The organism is Chlorogloeopsis fritschii PCC 6912 (assembly GCF_000317285.1).
In the GTDB taxonomy this organism is placed as follows: Bacteria; Cyanobacteriota; Cyanobacteriia; order Cyanobacteriales; family Nostocaceae; genus Chlorogloeopsis; species Chlorogloeopsis fritschii.
The window spans coordinates 110,487-129,219 of record NZ_AJLN01000040.1; the positions used below are offsets into that span (position 1 = coordinate 110,487).

Consider the following 18,733-nt stretch of genomic DNA (forward strand, 5'->3'; position numbering starts at 1 on the left):
GCTGCCCTCTGCCTTTGTTTAATTTTTAGCCTCTATTGCTTGAACAATCCATTGCTTGATAGTAGGCACTACTTCCGCAATCGGAATTTCCTGAGAATTATGGGTAGCGCGTTCAACTACTTCGACTTTGCCATTGGCGATCGCTCGTCCAGTGACTATCCTATAAGGTATGCCAATTAAGTCCGCATCTTTAAATTTCACTCCTGCCCGTTCGTTGCGATCGTCGAGTAGAGTTTCAATTCCGGCTTGATTGAGTTCTGTATAGAGTTTCTCGGCAATTTCTACTTGTTGAGCATCGTTAATATTTGGAATTGTCACAATAGCATGATAAGGCGCGATCGCAACAGGCCAAATAATTCCATCTTTATCGTAGGATTGCTCTACTGCTGCTTGTGCCAGTCGTGAAACTCCCACACCATAACAACCCATGACTAGTGGTTTTTCTTCACCCTGTTCGTTGGTATAATTTGCTCCCATTACTTGAGAATACTCTGTCCCTAGTTGGAAAATGTGACCAACTTCAATGCCGCGAGCGCTTTTTAAAGTTTGTTCTGGGTTGTGGATTGCGCGATCGCCTGGTCTGGCTTTACGCACATCTACGATATTATCTGGTAATTTAAATTGCTCATTCCAGTTAGTACCGACTACGTGATAGCCAGATTCATTCGAGCCTGTCACAAAGTTCTTTAAATCAGTTGCAGTTTTATCTACTAAGCGCAAAAACTTAGGATGGACTGATCCCCCTCAGTTCCCCCCTTGCTAAGGGGGTAATATAGTCATCTGCAACATCAGGAGCAATATAACCTAAAGGCAAGGGTTTAGCCGCCCATTTCTTCTGCGCCTCTGCATCTGGTACGGTTAGCTTCAAAATTGTCTTAGCACCGTATTGGGAAGCGAGCTTTGTCAGTTCATTTTGCAACTTAACTTCGTTAACTTCCTGATCGCCTCGGATACTCACCAAGACTAAAACCGTTGTGGCATTATCATAAAGTGCTTGGTAAAGGACATTTTTGACTATTTGAGTTGGAGAACATTTCAAGAAAGCACAGAGTTTGTCAATTGTCTCTGTTCCGGGAGTTTCCCGTTTTTCATAACTTGTAAACGGTGAAGTTTCAGCATCTGCCGTTAAAGATACAGCTTTTTCCACATTGGCAGCATATTGTCCATCTTCGGTGTAGAGAACCTCATCTTCGCCAGCTTCCGCCAACACCATAAATTCTGTAGAACCAGAACCACCAATGGCACCAGAATCTGCTTCTACAGCACGAAAAGCCAAACCAGAGCGCCGCAGCATATTACTGTAGGCTTGGTACATATCCTGATAAGTTTTTTTTAGGCTTTCTTCGTCTTCGTGGAACGAGTAGCCATCCTTCATGATAAATTCTCGTCCGCGCATCAAACCAAAGCGGGGACGAATTTCATCGCGGAACTTAGTTTGAACTTGATACAGATGTAGTGGTAGCTGACGGTAAGAGTGGATCAGATCACGAGCGATCGTTGTGATTACTTCCTCGTGAGTTGGCCCCAATGCTAATTCTTGCTCGCGCCGATCTACAAGGGCAAACATGATACCTTCTGCTTGAGTGTAAGTATCCCATCTGCCAGATTCGCGCCATAGCTCGGCAGGTTGTAATTGGGGTAAGAGACACTCTTGCGCGCCCGTAGCATTCATCTCTTCCCTTACTATTTGGGAGACTTTTTGCAATACCCGCCACATCAGCGGGAGATAAGCATATATACCACTACCGATGCGACGAATATAACCTGCGCGGAGTAATAATTTATGACTGGGAATTTCTGCATCAGCAGGATCATCCCGGAGCGTAACAAATAACATTTGTGACAGTCGCATCGTTTGTCCCCTTTCCCGTTTCGCTAATTGCTAACTCAGTTAAAGTCTAAATGAAGGTTGAAGTATGAAGTATGAAAAAGGTATCAATAAAAACTTAAAATCCAGAACGCAAAAGTATTTATTCTGAGTTCTGAGTTCTGAGTTCTGAGTTCTTTTTCCTTCATCCTTCTTTTCAGGAGGAAACCACCTTGCCCAATCTAATTTATCAAGCACAGCCACCCCTAGAATTTATCCCGCCAGCATTCAAGCCTTGGTTTTTAGAAGCCGTTCATCTGTTGCTACCCACTTGGCTACGCTGGAAATCAGCAATTAGCCAAATTGAAGCAGATGACGTAGAAGTTTTGGTGGATCTCTATCGTCAATTTCAGGAGGGAAAGATCCGCTTTTTGATAGCATTTCGTCATCCTAAAACACAAGATCCATTTTGCCTGGGCTACTTGTTTTCCCAAATCGTGCCAAAGGTAGCACGACAGATGGGAGTATCCCTACAGCACCCAATTCATGCCCATTTTATCTACGATCGCGGCATTCCTTTGTGGGCTGGCTCACACATTGGCTGGATCGCTTCTAGCCTGGGTGGCACCCCAATCCAACGCGGTAAGGCTGATTGGACAGGTTTGCGATCAGCTCGTGACTTGTTTGCTAATGGGCGTTTCCCGATGGCAGCAGCGCCAGAAGGAGCCACTAACGGACTTTCGGAGGTAGTCAACCCACTTGAACCCGGAATCGCACAATTGGGCTTTTGGTGCGCTGAAGACTTGCACAAAGCTGGACGAGATCAACAGGTACTCATTGTACCAATTGGCATCAAATACAGTTACGTTGAAGCGCCTTGGAATGCGATCGCCAAACTTTTAAGTGAATTAGAAGCAGCTAGCGGTTTACCTGGCGATACAAAAGTATACAACAATATTTCTCCAATAGAGTCGCTCTATCCTCGCTTGTTGCGGTTATCTGAACGCTTGCTATCTTTGATGGAACAATTTTACACGCGGTTCTACCATCAAAAACTGCCAGAAGTAAAAAATCAAACCGAAGATGCGAACGAGGTAATAGCTGCTCGTCTTTACGTGCTTTTAGATGTAGTTTTACAAGTAGCAGAGCAGTATTTTGATTTACAACCAAAAGGAAATTTTAGCGATCGCTGTCGGCGTGTCGAACAGGCTGGTTGGAATTATATTTTTAGAGAAGAATACAAAGATATCAAAGCACTATCACCATTAGAAAAAGCATTAGGCGATCGCGTTGCCGAAGAAGCCAATTTGCGGATGTGGCATATGCGATTAGTAGAAAGTTTCGTTGCTGTTACAGGCAAGTACGTGCGCGAAAAACCCACAGCAGAACGATTTGCTGAGACAACTTCACTGATTCGGGATATGGTAACTAGGATTAGGGGCGGTAATCCATTTAAATCTCCGCCACTAGGTAAGCAACGGGTGAAAATTACTATAGGCGAACCGCTATCTGTTTCACAAAGGTATCCGGTTTATAAAGCCAGTCGTCAAGGAGCTAAACAAGCTGTGGCTGACTTAACGAAAGATTTGCAGCAGGCGATGGAAAGTTTAGTTGTAAAGGGAGAGTGAACTGGGCGATCGCCTCCTTCTCACTCCCTCAATCCGAAGGAATAATTTTAGGAAAAACTCTAGATAAATCCAGAACTAAATCAGGAAAATATGGCAGATTAACTGATTCATTGGGCAGAAAAATTATCTTTTTTCGATAACCAAATTTACCTTGCAAATCTTGATAAGGTTCACTGTAAGATTCTAAATAATTTGCTACTAAATTCAATATCCAATAATCAGAAATTCCCGCTTCTGCATAAAGTGGTAATTTTACCTCTTGGTCATATTTCAAAGAAGAATCAGCTATCTCAATTAACAGTAAAATATCAGCTGGAGTGGGATGAGTGCTGAGATAATCATCAGCGCGATTTTTGACAATCACTCGATCTGGTTCAGGTTCGCTGTAGTCAGGAATAATTATCGGTTGTTGTCCTCGCAGTGTCGCTCGTTCTCCTACTAACTTAAATAATTCTCGTTCTAAGCGGGTTTCACACACAGAGTGCAGCTTGCCTTTAGATACCATTGAAATAATTTCTCCGTTAATTAGCTCAACTCGGTCATCTTCATGAAAGAATCCGAGTTCTGCTAAACGGTCATATTCAGTTATAGTAAAGCGTTTAGCGGTAGCTATAGTCATAATATTTAAGGCACCGTAGAGTTAGTTGCATTGTAACCATGTTGATATTGGTATATGCTGAAGCCTTTATAAGTTGTGATGGTCACAGTAGCTTATACCAATTTAGTAAGCTGTGGAGGTGGAGTATTAACCTCGTTAACAGATGAAGTTGTATTTTGTTGAACCTTGATTACCTGTGCTAAAACTTTTGCCAAAATATCAGGTGCAAAAAGCACAGATGGCGGTTTAACCATATGGATAACTTCTGCAAATCTCCGATACACCTCAGGGTTATTTACCGCTTGCAAAATGACTCGATCCATGTAGCGGTGCATGAGTCTAGTAATTAGATCGGGCTTGCCACCCTCGGTAGTTTCCCAGCGAAAATCTTCACTGGTTGCCATCATCCAGGGAATTTCTAAAACGCGAGCAAGTTGTTTGTGGAAGCGGCGAGTTAAACCTGTGAGCCTTAGCTCTTGTAAGCAACGCTCAAGAGCTAATGCACCCAAAGCCGCAGTAGTCATACCCTGGCCATAAGCAGGATTAAAGCTACAAACTGCATCCCCTAGTGCTACCAATCCTTGTGGCATTCGAGGCAGTTGCTCGTAGTGACGCCAAAGATTTTCTGTGCGGCGATAGCCATATACGGGGGAAAGGGGTTTAGCGTTTTTAATCGCTTCATAAAGGATGGGGCTACGTAGACTGCGAACAAATTCGAGAAAACCAGCTTCATCAGTAGGTGGATAGTCTCTACCGATACCCGCTACGGTAATTACCCAGCGATCGCCTTCTACAGGATAAATTACCCCACCACGCCGCTCAAAGGGTGGTTTTTGCACCACAGTCAGGACTTTCCAGTCTGCTTGAAAAGTATCTGGACGTTCGTACCACCGGGAGCTATAGCCCAAAAAAGAGTTGATTATGGTTTCCTTGGGGGATGGGTAGCCTAGAGCTTCCAACCACTTTGGTAATGAGGAGTTGCGTCCACTAGCATCTACAATCAAGTGAGCGGTTAATTCTGTTAGCTCAGAAGGATTGCGACAACGCAATTTTACTCCTGTAACTTTAGAATTGCTATTGTCACTCAAAAGCCCAGTTACCTGAGTTTGATCAAGAAATTGCAGATTTTGATAGGCACTTAAGCGACGACGAACCAACCATTCTAGTAAAGAACGACTACAAGTATGAGTAACTAAGTCTGAATCAACGCGGGGAAACCAACCCCAAATTCCTAGCAAGGGATAATCAGCTGTCCAATTTACCTTTGGCGCACCTGCGGTGGCTAATTCTGCCTCTAAGCCAGGAAAAAGCTGCTCTAAAAGTCGTTGTCCTTGGGTAAGTAACACGTGGACTTGATTGGCTTGGGGAACTCCTGGACGTAACTCAGGTTGCTGGGGCAAGCGATCGCGCTCAACCACAGTCACGCGGTCAAAGTGATTTACTAATACTCTAGCTGCTAGCAGTCCAGCCATGCTGCTACCAATTACTAAAGCATGGCTGCCATTATTAAGATTTTGTTGGTTTTCCATGAGTATAGACACTACCACTAGACCTTAATACTTTATTATTAATATTTTTCCTTAGCTCCTAACATCTGTAAAATTTTATCTGCGTGCTCTAAATTTCCAGCAATACGCCGAATCGGCTGCGGCCAAACTTTTACCAGAGTCGGAGTTGCTGTCACTTGATTTGCTTCAGCTAGTTCTGGATGAGTAAAAACATCAATGACTTTTAGGGTGTACGGTTGCCCCAGGTACTTTTCTAGCAGTTCGTGAAGATTTTCGAGAATACGTTCTATACCAGGACTATGCCCGGCAATAAATAGGCGGAGGACATAGCCTTGGGTGTCTAGTTGTGATTGTTGTGTTGCGGTCTCTTGATAGTATAAGACAGCTTCGGTAGGGTCTAAACGCAAAATTAAATCGTGATCTTCCCACAGTTGCGGAAATGAAGAGCGATAGCTTGTTAAAACCATGCGATCGCATAATCCTTCTTGCCAAGGTGCGCTCTGCCAAACCAATTCCCCCGTGCCAAAAATAGCGTTTAGTACAGGCTGATATCTCATCACTGCTGGATAAGCTTCGGCGAAAGTCCGTATTTGTTGAGTGCGCGGATCTAACCAATGATCGATAGTCGCCGTGTAACAGGGCACTAAAAAGTGAGGCGGTTCTGGCAAGTCCAGAATTTCCTGCAAGGTAGCACACAAATGCAAATGCCATCGACCTTGTTTGCTGGGATCGATGCAATAAATTAAATCTCCTCCAGGCGTAAATAGGGCAATGCCTTTGAACAACTGGGGTAATGGTGGTTTGTCAGGAGTCAAGGCTGATAATTGGGGATTAGGGGTTAGGGGCTAGGGACTAGGACTAGGGACTAGGAAAGAAGTACCAGGAGCAGAGGAGCAAGAACGTAATTCACGATTTTCCGTGTCCCCGCGTCTTTGTGTCCCTGTGTCTTCTTCTTTCCGATCCCCGATACCCAATCCCCTATACCCTATACTCTACCTCGGAGTGCTTGAGCCATTTCATTTGGAGTTGGTGACATTTCCAAGGCTGTTTCTTCTGTGATCCGACCTTCCTGATAGAGATTAAACAATGATTGGTTCATAGTAATCATGCCATCAAAACTGGCTTGCTTCATCAGTTCGGTAATTTCATCATACTTACCGTCTTTAACCCAATCTTTGACTGCATCAGTGTTAATGAGAATATCGTGGAAGGCGGCACGCTTGCCATCAGTGGTGCGACACAATCCTTGAGCAATCACTGCGACTAAAGATTCAGCCAATGCCACGCGCATTGCATCCTGTTCTTCGCCTGAGTAGAGATTGAGGATACGCTCAATTGTTTTAACGGCGCTGTTAGTATGCAGGGTTCCCATGACCAAGTGTCCAGTTTGAGCGGCTTTGAGGGCGGTGTTCACAGTTTCTTTGTCCCGCATTTCTCCCACCAGAATCAAATCTGGATCTTCCCGCAAGGCTGCTTTTAAGGCATTGTCAAATTTCCGGGTATGCATTCCCACTTCCCGTTGTTTGATCAAAGATTTTTGACTTTTGTGAACAAATTCAACTGGATCTTCAATGGTGATGATGTGCTTGGGCATCTCTTTGTTGATGTAGTCAATCATCGCCGCCATAGTGGTAGATTTACCAGAACCCGTGGGGCCTGTCACCAAAATCAAACCTTTGTGATAGTGGCAAATATCTCGAAAAACAGGAGGTAGGCGTAACTGTTCAATGGTTAAGATTTTTAACGGAATCAACCGCATTACCATTGCATAGCCCTTAAGGGAATCAAAAATATTAATCCGCACGCGGGCAAATTCATATTGAGTTGCCCCGTCAAATTCCAGTTGTTCTTCAAAGCGATGAATTTCTGATTCTGTCAGCACTTCCCGCATCCAACTCATAAAAGTCTCTCTATCCGTTTCTGGATAGTCTGTAAGCTGCATTTCTCCTCGGTTGCGGAAACGCGGCACTTCACCCACACCTAAGTGAATATCAGAATATCCCTTATCATAGGCTTCCTTAATCAATTGTTCTAAAGTTAGTTGCAAACTGGTGGTTTTTGGACGCACGGAACTAGGCATGGGGGGTGGAGTTCCAGGGCGATGGGCGGCATTGGTTGAAGGAGCTGGCGGTGGTGGCGGTGCTGTCACCGATTGAGCAGTACGATTAGTACTTCTTTCTACCGACATATCTAAAGTTTGGGTAGCTTGACGCTGAGTGGCGATCGTTGGTGGCGGTGGGGGTAGTGGAGGAACACCGCGAGGTACAGTCGGAGTTGATGGGGTTTGTGATTCTGTCATAATTTTTTTGATAAATACATACAAGCTTCACTCCTGTTGTTGAGAGAAGCGCTCTGTGAATACAAAAATTCGTTTTTGAGTGTGGCGAGTGGAAAGTTCAATTACTGATATTTTTTTTACATTATCTCAGGATTACCTCTGCTCACAATTTACTCGACGCTTCTACCAATATGTTTAACACAGCAGGCTCCCTATCTATAGCTAGTGAATATGACTAGATTTAATAGTATAAAAATATATTTATATATTTGAATCAGACTTGTACTTTCAGCAAATATCCGGGTAATTCACGTTGCTTCACATCTTGCAGCACTAGAGACGCGAAACTACTTTCAACAACCCCTACTGCGTACACTTCTCTACATTGATTGCAATTTTTGTGATGAGATAATTATCATGATCTCTACTCACCCGATGGGTACAATCTTCATGGTGCAAGACCAGATTATAAGTCAAGACATTGCCGTTGTAGAATCGCAGCGACCACGACGCCTTCCTTTGAACTTGCAAGCAAGAGGTACATTTGCCAAGCGATCGCGATTCTGTGGCTTACCGCAAGTGGCTTAAACAAAAGGGTGTCACCTTCGGTAGCATCTAGAATTTATGAGAATAGTCTTTGCTTTTTATAAGAAATATTAAGAACACTAGAAAGCCAGTCTATTCAAGTAGTTAGCTAGCTGGGGCTTTTTAGCTTATCTGTCAAAAGATAGATGGCAATTATTGATTTTCTGTCAAGCCTCAAAATCATTGTTTATTCGTCAATTACGAAATTTTAACTGTAAATTTTATTAAATAAATGCTCATCTTATTATTTAGTTTTTATATACTGAACATCACTAATTGTTGATCCCTTCAGAGATCAGCTTCTGCGAGTTGCTTCTGAATCCCAATCAAATTTGCGTATTTAGGAGAAAAAGTCATGACTTTGTCACAAACATCTGATTTTGGTAAGAGTTACTCTTTGTTGATGCTCAAAAGCTTTTTAATATGGTCTTTTACATTGGCAGTATGCTTGCTGGTTGTCGGTTTTCCTTTAGTTGTCTTGATGGCTACGGTTGGATGTCTGTTGTCGATTGTATTGCAATCGGTAATGCCGGTTAGCGCTGTTTTGCTTGTAGCAGGTGGCTTAATTTTGTTTAATGTTTTGGCGGTTGTGATTGGTGCAGGTGTACTAACTGCTAAGGGAATTCACCCCAAAGAAGTTAAATGGTTAAGCTGGTTGCATGGAGAAACAGAAGAAATGCAAAAAACCGTCTATGCCGCTTGTCCGTTGACATGTGACATTAAACTATAATCCTAAGCCTGCTAAATTCGACAAACAGTGCATCTGCCCGGTCAAACCGGGTTTTTTCATGCTTTTCTGCCCATTTTTATTTATTATTTGTGGTTAATAATCCTTGACTATTAAGCATTTGCCATTCACAAATAAGTACGGGCGGGTTTAGAAGATTTAATTGTCGGTTTCAGCCGAACAATAATCAGCAAAACCCGCCCCTACGATTGACTAATGACGATTAACTAATGACTATTGACTAGTGACTATTAACCTATGAATATTAACTAATGACTATTGACAAGCGTATTTATATTATTCTGGGTACTCGTCCGGAAGCGATTAAACTAGCTCCGGTGATTCAACTATTTCAAAAGTCTCCAGGTTTCCAGACACAGGTAATTTTGACTGGACAGCATCGCGAGATGGTTGAGCAAGTCATGCAGCTGTTCCAGTTAAAGGCAGATCGTGACTTAGAAATTATGCAGCCACAGCAATCTTTGACTGATATTACTTGCCGCAGTTTACGAGGACTGGAAGAATTATTTAAACAAAGCAGGCCAGATGTAGTGCTGGTACAAGGAGACACTACCACGGCGTTTGCGGCAACTTTGGCAGCATTTTATCAACAAATTCCTGTCGGTCATGTAGAAGCTGGCTTAAGAACTGATAACTTATTCAATCCTTATCCAGAAGAGGCGAATCGGCGGTTGATTTCGCAACTGACTCAGTTACACTTTGCACCAACGCCTTTGGCTGTAGAAAATCTAAAACATTCTGGTGTTTTGGGTGAGGTTCACCTCACAGGTAATACGGTAATTGATGCACTACTAAATGTGGCGAGGAGTGAACCAGTCTGTCGCATACCTGGAATGGAATGGGAAAAATATCGCGTCCTACTGGCAACTGTGCATCGGCGAGAGAATTGGGGAGAACCACTACAGGGAATCGCTCAAGGATTTTTACAGATATTAGATAAGTTCCCTGATACAGCGTTGGTGTTACCGCTGCACCGCAATCCTACGGTGCGAGAGCCGTTGCAGGCAATTTTAGGAAATCATCCTCGAATTTTTTTAACTGAACCTTTAGATTATGCAGAACTAGTGGGAGCAATTATGCGATCGCATTTGCTACTAACAGACTCTGGTGGTTTGCAGGAAGAAGCACCCAGTCTTGGAAAACCTGTTTTAGTTCTGCGAGAAACGACAGAAAGGCCAGAGGCTGTTGCTGCTGGTACAGCGAAACTTGTGGGAACTAAACCAGAGACAATTGTCTCCACTGCCGCCGAACTTTTAAGCAACTCCGCTGCCTATGAAGCAATGGCAAACGCAATAAATCCCTTTGGGGATGGTTATGCAGCAGAGCGAATTTTGCAAATTGTGCAAAATTACTTGGGGCGGACTTGAAATATTAGTTAGCTATGCTGAAGGCAAAAGGCACCAAACTATTTCTTTGTGCTGTCTACTACAGGCAGCCAGAATTAACTGAACAAATAGTGCCACTAATATATTCCTAATGCTCTTCGTGTTTGCGGCCCGACGATTCCATCCACAAGTAAACCATTTCTTGCTTGGTAGTTTCGGACGGCATTTGCAGTTACAGGGCCATAATATCCAGTTGCTCTTACTCCTAAAGCTCTTTGAACGGCTGCCACTGCTGAACCTCTAGAGCCTCTTGTGAGAGTATATCGACCACCTACTCCTAAACCAGGAGTATACCTAGTGCCAGGTCTAGTGCTAATCCAATTGGAAGCAACATAATAACCTGTAGATAACCGGGCAAATCCATTCCTGTATCCTACAACCCTTGGTAGTCGAGTACCATTTCTGTAACAAGCAATAGATCGAAAATAACGGCTTGGGCCATTGCGGACATTCAGACAACGACCATTTGTTCTGACATAATATGTGCCAGGCCCATAGTATGCAGCTGAGGCTTCTTGAATCGGAGCTAAAGGAGCTAAAAGTGAAAATAAAACACCTAAGCTAGCGAAAATTAATCCAGCAGATTTGAAATTTTTGTGCCAATTAAACTTGAAGTTAATTTCAGGCACGCGAAGTTTAATGTCTAGATTTGGCTCTGCGTTGGCAAGAGCCATTTCTGAATAAGCAAGATACTCCACAATAATCTCCTTTACTAAGCAACACCAGATAAAAGCGGAGAATTCTTTCGCTTTTCACTGAGAATGGCTTAAGTGTAATTTAAATTACGTAATAATCATACGAGATTTTTATTGAGAATTGAATTAAGAAAACATAAGTTTGTTAACAAATGTCCGGGTAAGAAATGAGCACTATCCTTATGCAATAACTACTAAATGCAAACTTGTCTGTCAAAATAGGTCATGTAGTCTTGAAATTGTTATCATTTGCCTATTTTGAAGATGGAAAATATTTAGCTGGGTAATCGCTTTGCGGTGTAAAAATGATCGGAGCGTACTAGACTACCATTTCGCCAAACTTCAACTCCATTAGGGGTAACAAAGTAAGAAAAACTACCATTGTCTGCTCGATATTTAGTTGTGGCAATATTGATAGCTTGTAATCTAATCGGCTTAGTTGGTTCTTGTTTTAATTGCCCGATATAAAATAATTGACCATTTTCTTGACAGACTTTCACAAAAGCATTCGCTGTCTCTCCTTGAATTACTGTGTTACCATTGCATTCTGCATCAGTACTCTTGGGTGAAACGGTTACGGGAATAGGTTGGGAAGGCGAGACTGTGGATGAAGAGACTACTTGAGAAACAACTTTTTTAGAAGCAGAATTTGCGATCTGCTGTGGTGGTGTTTTGCCAGCGATTGTAGACGACAACAGGCTAGAGGGATCAACTGCTAAACCGCCATGAGAGTGTATTTCAAAATGCAGATGGGGCGCTGTACTGTTACCGCTAGAACCCATTGCAGCAATAATTTGACCTTGAGTAACTTGTTTACCCTTACTTACTAAAAGGCGGCTATTATGACCGTAGACTGTAACTTTCCCGTCAGAATGCTTAATTGCTATGGCTTTGCCTAAACCCCAATCATCCCAACCAGCTTTAATAACAGTACCGGCTGCGGCAGCAACAACAGGAGTTCCATGTGCGCCAGCAATATCAATTCCCTCATGATCGTATTTACGGAAACCTTGAGAAACAATGCCTTGAGTCGGCCAGATAAACTTAGAAACAGAGGTTTTTTGTGGCGTAGGAGAGTGGTTTGGTGTTTTAGTTAAAACAGAAGAACTTGTACTTAACATGATGCTACAGAAAATTCCTAACCCTACTAAGCCATAGGTATGGAATCGAGAAAGGGTGGCTTTGTTCATGGCTTCTAAATTTACATAACAATTTTTCAGGCTCTATTCGCCAATTAGACAGTGTTTGATTATGCGTTGTTTCAGTATTAGACTAGTAAAACTACAACCGTCAAGCCGTCTAATTCGCAAGTGTTTAAGTAGAAGGCAGAAGACGCGTAGCGGATAGAAGCAGGTAGTCCGCCTAATTAGAATCGCCACTGCACCATTGGTATAGCTTGTATTTTATTTATCTACCTCAGGCGAAAGACAGAAGTAAGCAATTTAGCAATCAGGCGATCGCCGGAATCTGCCCTATCAAACTTAATCGCCAAAGGTAGTATTGAACTCTAAAATCTGGGGATTTTTGAATCTAGAGATTTTTCAAGAATGAAGTGATAATTAAAATAGAATAATCTCTATACACGTTGCTGATAATTGCGATCGCAGGTGGAATTTTAGAGCTACATGGCTAGGAAACAACTATAGATTTGTTATGCAAACTCCTGAATCAGAGAAAACTCAACCTCAAATCACTCAAAGTGTTAATGGTAATTGGTATTTAGTTAGTGTTCGTGCTAAAAAGCGCGATTTTTTTTTGAAATATCTTAAACTAGCAATTACACAAAATAAATTACAAGATTTGATTGTAGCGATAGAAATTCCCCAAGCCTCTGTTTATGAAGATTTTGTGTTACTGAATTTGAGTAACTTTAAAGCAGCACGTAGTGAACTGCAAAAGATTGAGAATTTCCAAAGTATTGAACGCCAACCATTAAATCCGGAACAAGTTAGTAGAATGTTGGGAATGGTGTGATGTAAACTACTCAAGCCCTGGAAGGCTTGTTGTTAACCATATCTTTTACATCTCCGCTGCGTTGCTATAGCGCCAGAGAATCAATTCTCTGGCTAATAACTAAAGTCTACTGAAGTAGACTCACTGCTTTCAGTCCTAGAAGTGGACTTGCGTTATTAGCCCAGAACTTCAGTTCTGGGCAAGACTCTTATTCCTCCGTGTACTCTGTGACTCGTGTGTAAATTCTACTGCTATTTAGCAACAGGCTCGTTTGCAGTTAATTCCGGCTGTTGCATCACTTCCTCTTCTTCAGGCAAGCCAAATATCGAGCGATACAACTTGACGTACTTCTTCGCAGATTGATACCAACTAAAGTCTTGATTCATACCGCGTATTTGTAGCTCCTGCCAATAATCCTTATAGCGGAAGCCCTCCCAAGCTCGCACCATGCAGGTGAACAAATCTAATGGTTCATAGCGGTCAAAAGAATAACCAGTGCCTGTATGGTTAGTTGGATCGTGGTGGAATACGGTGTCAACTAACCCGCCAGTGCGGCGAACAATTGGCACGCTACCATAGCGCAAAGCCATCATTTGGCTGATTCCGCAAGGTTCAAAACGACTGGGCATTAAGAACGCGTCAGAGCCAGCATAGATGCGGCGAGCTAAGGCATCGTTATAGAGTAGATAAGTTTTCATCCGTCCGGGGAAGCGGGATGCCATCTGCCATAATTGACTTTCGTAGTAGCGATCGCCTGTCCCCAGTACTATAAACTGAGCATCGGTATAGGACATAAACCGATCCAAAATATTCAATATCAAATCGATACCTTTTTGTTCTACCAACCGCGTTACTATACCCATTAAAAAGGCACCGGAGTTGACTTCTAACCCCACTTCCTCTTGCAAAGCAATTTTGTTGGCTTTGCGTTTTTCTAAGGAATCGGCAGTAAAGTTTTGGGCAATGTATTTATCAGTTGCTGGATCGTAAACTTCTGTATCGATACCGTTGAGTATCCCAGATAGTTTGCCGCTAATAAACGACATTAAACCTTCTAGGGTTTCACCATAAGCAGCTGTTTTGATTTGTTCGGCATAAGTCGGGGAAACTGTAGTCACCCTGTCAGCAAACTGCACGGCAGCTGCCATTGTGTTGTGTCCTTGCATATACCAGGGACACCAGGTAATTTTCTCTAAATACCAACGCCACGGCCCTTGATAAGCTAGGTTATGAATCGTAAACACGCTGGTAATATCAGGAGATTGGTGCAACCACACAGGAAGCATACCCGTGTGCCAATCGTGGCAATGGACAATTTCCGGCTTCCAGTAATTCCAGCAAAATTCAGCCGCACCATTGGCAAACAAAGTGAAGCGCCAATGTTCATCTTCTCCAGAGTAGATGCGGCGAGGTGAAAAAGCCGGATGTCCAAATAAGTATAAGGGAACATCAGTACCAGGCAGAACCGTTTCGTAAACTGCAAAGTCCTGGAACATTGCATATCCTTTCCAAATCGGCTCTTTGGGAATTTCCACTTTATCTGGCAGGAAGCCGTAGTAAGGCAGGAAAATCCGCACGTCATGCCCCATTTTTCTCAGGATTTTTGGTAGAGCCCCAACTACATCACCCATGCCTCCAACTTTCGCAATGGGAGCTGCCTCAGCTGCAACAAATAGAATCCGCATGGTAATTAGTGTTTCCCCCGATTCTGCCTATATGTTCAATTTCATTTGACTTAACAAAACTTCAGGCGCGAACTCACGCGTCTTGAGAACTGTTCAGCCACTGAAATCTTTCTTCATATAATCACATTTGCTGGTGCTCAATCTCAAGAACCACGCTGAATCTGGGCAAAAATTTCGTCTAAAATTTCTTGCGCTCCTTGATCGCGCAAGCACTGTGCTAGCTCTGTGCCCAGCTTTTCGGCATCTGTGGTTTCCCCACTAACGGTATCTTGAACGAGTTTTTGACCATCCACACTGGCGACTATACCCGTTAAGGTTAAAATACTACCCTGAATCTCAGTATTTACACCAATGGGAACTTGACAGCCACCTTCTAATTCTCGTAAGAAAGCCCGTTCTGCCAAACAGCGATCGCGTGTTTCGGGGTGTTCGATCGCTTTCAGCAGAGATATCAATTCTGCATCTTCAGCACGGCATTCGATACCTAATGCTCCTTGTCCAACGGCGTGTAAGGAAATTTCCTTGGGGATAATTTGATGAACGCGATCGCCCATTCCCAAACGTTCCAATCCAGCTACTGCCAAAATTAGAGCGTCGTATTCACCCGCATCGAGTTTCGCCATGCGCGTGTTTAAGTTGCCGCGTACATCTTTAAAGGTATAGTGGGGAAAACGATGCCGTAACTGGGCTAATCGTCGTAGGGAAGATGTGCCAATCACCGCACCTTCTGGCAAGGTATCGATTTGCCTATCTTTGTATTTCTCATGTACCACCAAAGCATCGGCGGGATTTTCCCTTTCGGTAACTGCTGCCAAAACTAACCCCTCTGGCAAGCGAGTCGGCAAATCTTTGAGAGAATGAACGGCAAAGTCAATCTCCTTATTGATCATCCCCAATTCGAGTTCTTTGGTAAATAATCCTTTATCACCAATCTTGGCTAAAGCAACATCCAAGATTTTGTCGCCTTGGGTGGACATAGTATGAACTTCAAAAGTAATATCAGGAAAACTTTTTTGAAGTTGTTCTTGTACCCAGTAAGTCTGAACAAGAGCAAGTTGGCTTTTGCGAGAACCGATACGAATCGTGCGGGGGGGGCTGGAAACAACTGAGGTCATAAATGCAGTATGTCAAAAAGCAGAGATAAAGTCACTTCGATCTAGCCTACCGCAGTGGGTGACGCTTCGGTGTTCCAGTAAGCGCGATCGCAATCAAGTTTATTCTTTTAGGCTTCACGTATCTTTACATATCAAAGGAGACTGGGAACTGGGGATTACCCTATTCCCTATTCCCCCAACCCTTTTAAGCGATAGTCTTTAGGAGCCATTCCTGTGTGCTGTCGAATCCATTTACCGAGATGGCTATGACTGCTGAAGCCACACAACATGGCAATTTCCATTACTGGTAGTTCTGTTTCTTTAAGTAAGTGCTTTGCCCGTTCTAGCCGTTGCTGAAGCACATATTGGTGAGGTGCGACTCCGATTGATTGCTTGAAGAGCCGAGCGAAGTGAAATTGGCTCATGCCCAGCAATTTACCTAAATCAGAGAGTTTGATCTCTTGAGCCAGATGATTGTTGATGTAATCAGTAACTTGAAGTAGCTGACGATCGCTTAATTTTCCATAATCTGAAGTAACATAACGTTGAGCAGCAGAATAATTTCTAAGTAAATGCACGGTTAGTATATTCGTTAGCGATTCAACGTAAAGCTGTCCTGCTAGCCCTCCATTCTTAAGTTCCGTCAGAAGCATCATAGCGATCGCTTCAATTTGGGGATTGCGGACTCGAAACTCTGACAATAGTTCTGCGCGATCGCGATTAATTTCTAAGGCTTCTTGGGCAACTTGTTGGAGAAACTGCGAAGCAATCCGGATACGCAGGTATTTGTCCTGTTCGCTCCATTGGCAAAAGAACAACTCTCCAACAGGAGCGATGGCGATATCACCTTGAGTGAAAAGACCAGTATAGCGGCGATCGCCCATCACTTGTAACAGGCGATACGGACGATTGTTTAGAGATATGCAGATCGTGTGCTCTGTTTGACTTTGGTACGTCTCCTGTCCTGGTGGTTGGCAAAATTCTTCAACCACAATGTTTTTCCAACCCAGGGGTTCACTGGAATAGATTGGAGGATGGAGTCCGTTTTGTGGCAGATGAACCATCTTTGTAGATGGGGTTACTAATGTTTGCATCTGGCGATCGGGCTTTCTATACACTGAATTTTCAGGACTTTTGGCTCCCGGTACTGGGAAATTGTTGCAAAATTTGGGAGGAGTTTAAAAGCCCCTTCCATAAATTTTCCGCTTAAACCCAATCCCCAGTCCCTTTTACAACTCGCCGCAAGATTCTGAGAGTCGCGCAAGGTTTGAGTAGTCTGAAATTATTAAATTTTCTTAAATTTTAAGCCATGGATCAAATTTACGGCAAAGAGGCAATTTAATGGCTCCTAAAACGTTTGCTAAATCGAATATCCGAATCGAAATTCAAGAATTCCTCAAACTCGCTGTTCCTTTAGCAAGTGCTCAAGTTGCCCAAGCTGCTGTAGGATTTGCAGATACTCTGATCATGGGGCATCTAGGACAACAAACCTTGGCAGCAGGAGGATTAGCATCGACTACCTTTCAGTTTTTGCTGAATACTATAGGTGGCGTTGTCATGGCAGTCAGTCCGCTTGTTGCTGAGGCTTATGGAGCAGGTCGAAAAACGCAAATCGAGCAAATTGCACGTCAAGGACTATGGCTCTCGCTACTTTTTGGCATCCCGATGATGTTCTTGATTGGGCATCTAGATTCGGTAATGATTCTTCTGGGGCAAGCACAACAAACTGTGGCGCTAGCAGATGAATATTTAGATTTCATTTTGTGGGGAACTTTCCCAGCTTTGGGGTTTGCCATGCTTAGAAGTTATGTCTCTGCACTCTCCCAAGCCCGCCCGGTGATGACGATTGTCATTTTAGGAACGCTTGTTAATGTCACAGGCAATTACATTTTAGGATTCGGCAAGTTTGGATTTCCACGGATGGATCTGGCAGGATTAGGTTTGGCAAGTGCACTAAGTTTCTGGGTGATGTTCTTGCTTTTACTTGGTTACACACTCAAACACCAGCAACTGAAGGATTACCAATTCTTACAGAATTTCCATCGCCTCACACCGCAAATTCTCCAGAAGTTGGTGTGGGTTGGGATACCGATCGCAGTAACTATTACCTTGGAGTTTGGGCTGTTTACGGTGATAACTTACTTTATGGGCTTATTGGGAACCGAAGTATTGGCGGCACACCAAATCGTCTTTCAAACTATGGTCGTAATTTTCATGGTGCCTCTAGGTATGTCTTTTGCTACGACTGCTAGAGTTGGTATATGGTTTGGACAGCAAAATCTTGAGGGTGCACGACGAGCAGGGTATATCAGTATCTCAATGGCGGTAGTCTTTATGACACTAACAGGAATTATACTGCTCACCTATCCCCAGCAAGTGGTTGGAATATATTTGGATATTCATAATCCAGAAAATGCCAACGTACTCAAACTGGCTGTACCAATGCTCATGATTGCAGCCTTGGCTCAACTGTTGGATGGTGTACAAAAGACGGCAATGGGTGCCTTATACGGACTTCAAGATACACGTGTACCGATGCTGCTCAGTTTACTGGCATTTTGGGGTGTAGGGTTAACCAGTGGTTATCTGCTAGGGTTCTACTTTGCTCTTGGCGGTGTTGGATTGTGGATCGGACAGTCGATTGGAGTAGCGATCGCAGGAGTAATTTTTTTGTGGCGCTTTCACAAACTAACTTCTGTATATATGCCTACTCTGAAAATAAGGTAGAAGGCAAACGGCAGAGGGCAGACGGCAGAAGGCGAATAAAAA

The 18,733-nt window shown here is 43.3% G+C and carries 15 protein-coding genes and 1 pseudogene; 6 read left to right on the forward strand and 10 right to left on the reverse strand.

Annotation, left to right across the window (positions count from 1 at the left end; genetic code table 11):
• Nucleotides 1-18: 18 nt before the first annotated feature.
• Nucleotides 19-1,852 (reverse strand): annotated as a pseudogene (gene proS, locus UYC_RS35295) (proline--tRNA ligase).
• A gap of 188 nt (nt 1,853-2,040) precedes the next feature.
• Here proS and UYC_RS0103810 point away from each other — a divergent pair.
• On the forward strand, nt 2,041-3,435 hold the full coding sequence (locus UYC_RS0103810) for a lysophospholipid acyltransferase family protein (RefSeq protein WP_016873316.1): 1,395 nt from the start codon (nt 2,041-2,043) through the stop codon (nt 3,433-3,435).
• Nucleotides 3,436-3,463: 28 nt separating this feature from the next.
• On the opposite strand, the gene UYC_RS0103815 is transcribed toward UYC_RS0103810, so the two are convergent.
• From UYC_RS0103815 to UYC_RS0103830, 4 genes are all read right to left on the reverse strand, one after another.
• Nucleotides 3,464-4,054, reverse strand: a complete 591-nt coding sequence (locus UYC_RS0103815; RefSeq protein ID WP_016873317.1) for a Uma2 family endonuclease — start codon at nt 4,052-4,054, stop codon at nt 3,464-3,466.
• 92 nt (nt 4,055-4,146) lie between these two features.
• Nucleotides 4,147-5,562, reverse strand: coding sequence for an FAD-dependent oxidoreductase (locus UYC_RS0103820; RefSeq protein WP_016873318.1), 1,416 nt, complete (start codon nt 5,560-5,562; stop codon nt 4,147-4,149).
• A 38-nt stretch (nt 5,563-5,600) separates the two neighbouring features.
• Complete coding sequence (locus tag UYC_RS0103825) at nt 5,601-6,356, reverse strand: circadian clock KaiB family protein (RefSeq protein WP_016873319.1); 756 nt, start codon at nt 6,354-6,356, stop codon at nt 5,601-5,603.
• 170 nt (nt 6,357-6,526) lie between these two features.
• Nucleotides 6,527-7,840, reverse strand: coding sequence for a type IV pilus twitching motility protein PilT (locus tag UYC_RS0103830; RefSeq protein WP_016873320.1), 1,314 nt, complete (start codon nt 7,838-7,840; stop codon nt 6,527-6,529).
• Between the two features lie 396 nt (nt 7,841-8,236).
• On the opposite strand from UYC_RS0103830, the gene UYC_RS38760 reads away from it, so the two are divergent.
• The 3 genes from UYC_RS38760 to wecB all read left to right on the forward strand — a co-directional run bounded on the left by UYC_RS38760 (nt 8,237) and on the right by wecB (nt 10,519).
• A complete protein-coding gene (locus UYC_RS38760; RefSeq protein WP_016873321.1) occupies nt 8,237-8,407 on the forward strand; it encodes a hypothetical protein in 171 nt (56 codons plus the stop codon).
• Between the two features lie 352 nt (nt 8,408-8,759).
• Complete coding sequence (locus UYC_RS0103835) at nt 8,760-9,134, forward strand: hypothetical protein (RefSeq protein ID WP_016873322.1); 375 nt, start codon at nt 8,760-8,762, stop codon at nt 9,132-9,134.
• A gap of 269 nt (nt 9,135-9,403) precedes the next feature.
• The gene (gene wecB / locus UYC_RS0103840) at nt 9,404-10,519 is read left to right on the forward strand and encodes a non-hydrolyzing UDP-N-acetylglucosamine 2-epimerase (protein WP_016873323.1); all 1,116 of its coding nucleotides are present in this window, start codon (nt 9,404-9,406) and stop codon (nt 10,517-10,519) included.
• A gap of 95 nt (nt 10,520-10,614) precedes the next feature.
• Here the strand turns inward: wecB and UYC_RS0103845 are convergent, their stop codons facing one another.
• Together UYC_RS0103845 and UYC_RS0103850 are read right to left on the reverse strand one after the other, a co-directional pair.
• On the reverse strand, nt 10,615-11,235 hold the full coding sequence (locus tag UYC_RS0103845; protein WP_016873324.1) for a peptidoglycan-binding domain-containing protein: 621 nt from the start codon (nt 11,233-11,235) through the stop codon (nt 10,615-10,617).
• 272 nt (nt 11,236-11,507) lie between these two features.
• A complete protein-coding gene (locus UYC_RS0103850) occupies nt 11,508-12,422 on the reverse strand; it encodes a M23 family metallopeptidase (RefSeq protein WP_026087350.1) in 915 nt (304 codons plus the stop codon).
• Between the two features lie 463 nt (nt 12,423-12,885).
• Here UYC_RS0103850 and UYC_RS0103855 point away from each other — a divergent pair, with 463 nt between their 5' ends.
• On the forward strand, nt 12,886-13,206 hold the full coding sequence (locus UYC_RS0103855; RefSeq protein WP_016873326.1) for a hypothetical protein: 321 nt from the start codon (nt 12,886-12,888) through the stop codon (nt 13,204-13,206).
• A 230-nt stretch (nt 13,207-13,436) separates the two neighbouring features.
• On the opposite strand, the gene glgA is transcribed toward UYC_RS0103855, so the two are convergent.
• The 3 genes from glgA to UYC_RS0103870 all read right to left on the reverse strand — a co-directional run bounded on the left by glgA (nt 13,437) and on the right by UYC_RS0103870 (nt 17,082).
• Nucleotides 13,437-14,870, reverse strand: coding sequence for a glycogen synthase GlgA (gene glgA, locus UYC_RS0103860; protein ID WP_016873327.1), 1,434 nt, complete (start codon nt 14,868-14,870; stop codon nt 13,437-13,439).
• A gap of 143 nt (nt 14,871-15,013) precedes the next feature.
• Nucleotides 15,014-15,985 carry a hydroxymethylbilane synthase gene (gene hemC / locus UYC_RS0103865; RefSeq protein ID WP_016873328.1) on the reverse strand — a complete coding sequence of 324 codons (972 nt, stop codon included), beginning with the start codon at nt 15,983-15,985 and terminating at the stop codon, nt 15,014-15,016.
• A gap of 167 nt (nt 15,986-16,152) precedes the next feature.
• Complete coding sequence (locus tag UYC_RS0103870) at nt 16,153-17,082, reverse strand: helix-turn-helix domain-containing protein (protein ID WP_235082872.1); 930 nt, start codon at nt 17,080-17,082, stop codon at nt 16,153-16,155.
• Nucleotides 17,083-17,305: 223 nt separating this feature from the next.
• On the opposite strand from UYC_RS0103870, the gene UYC_RS0103875 reads away from it, so the two are divergent.
• Entirely contained in the window at nt 17,306-18,691 is a 1,386-nt protein-coding gene (locus UYC_RS0103875) for an MATE family efflux transporter (RefSeq protein ID WP_016873330.1), read from the forward strand.
• The last annotated feature ends 42 nt before the right edge of the window (nt 18,692-18,733 follow it).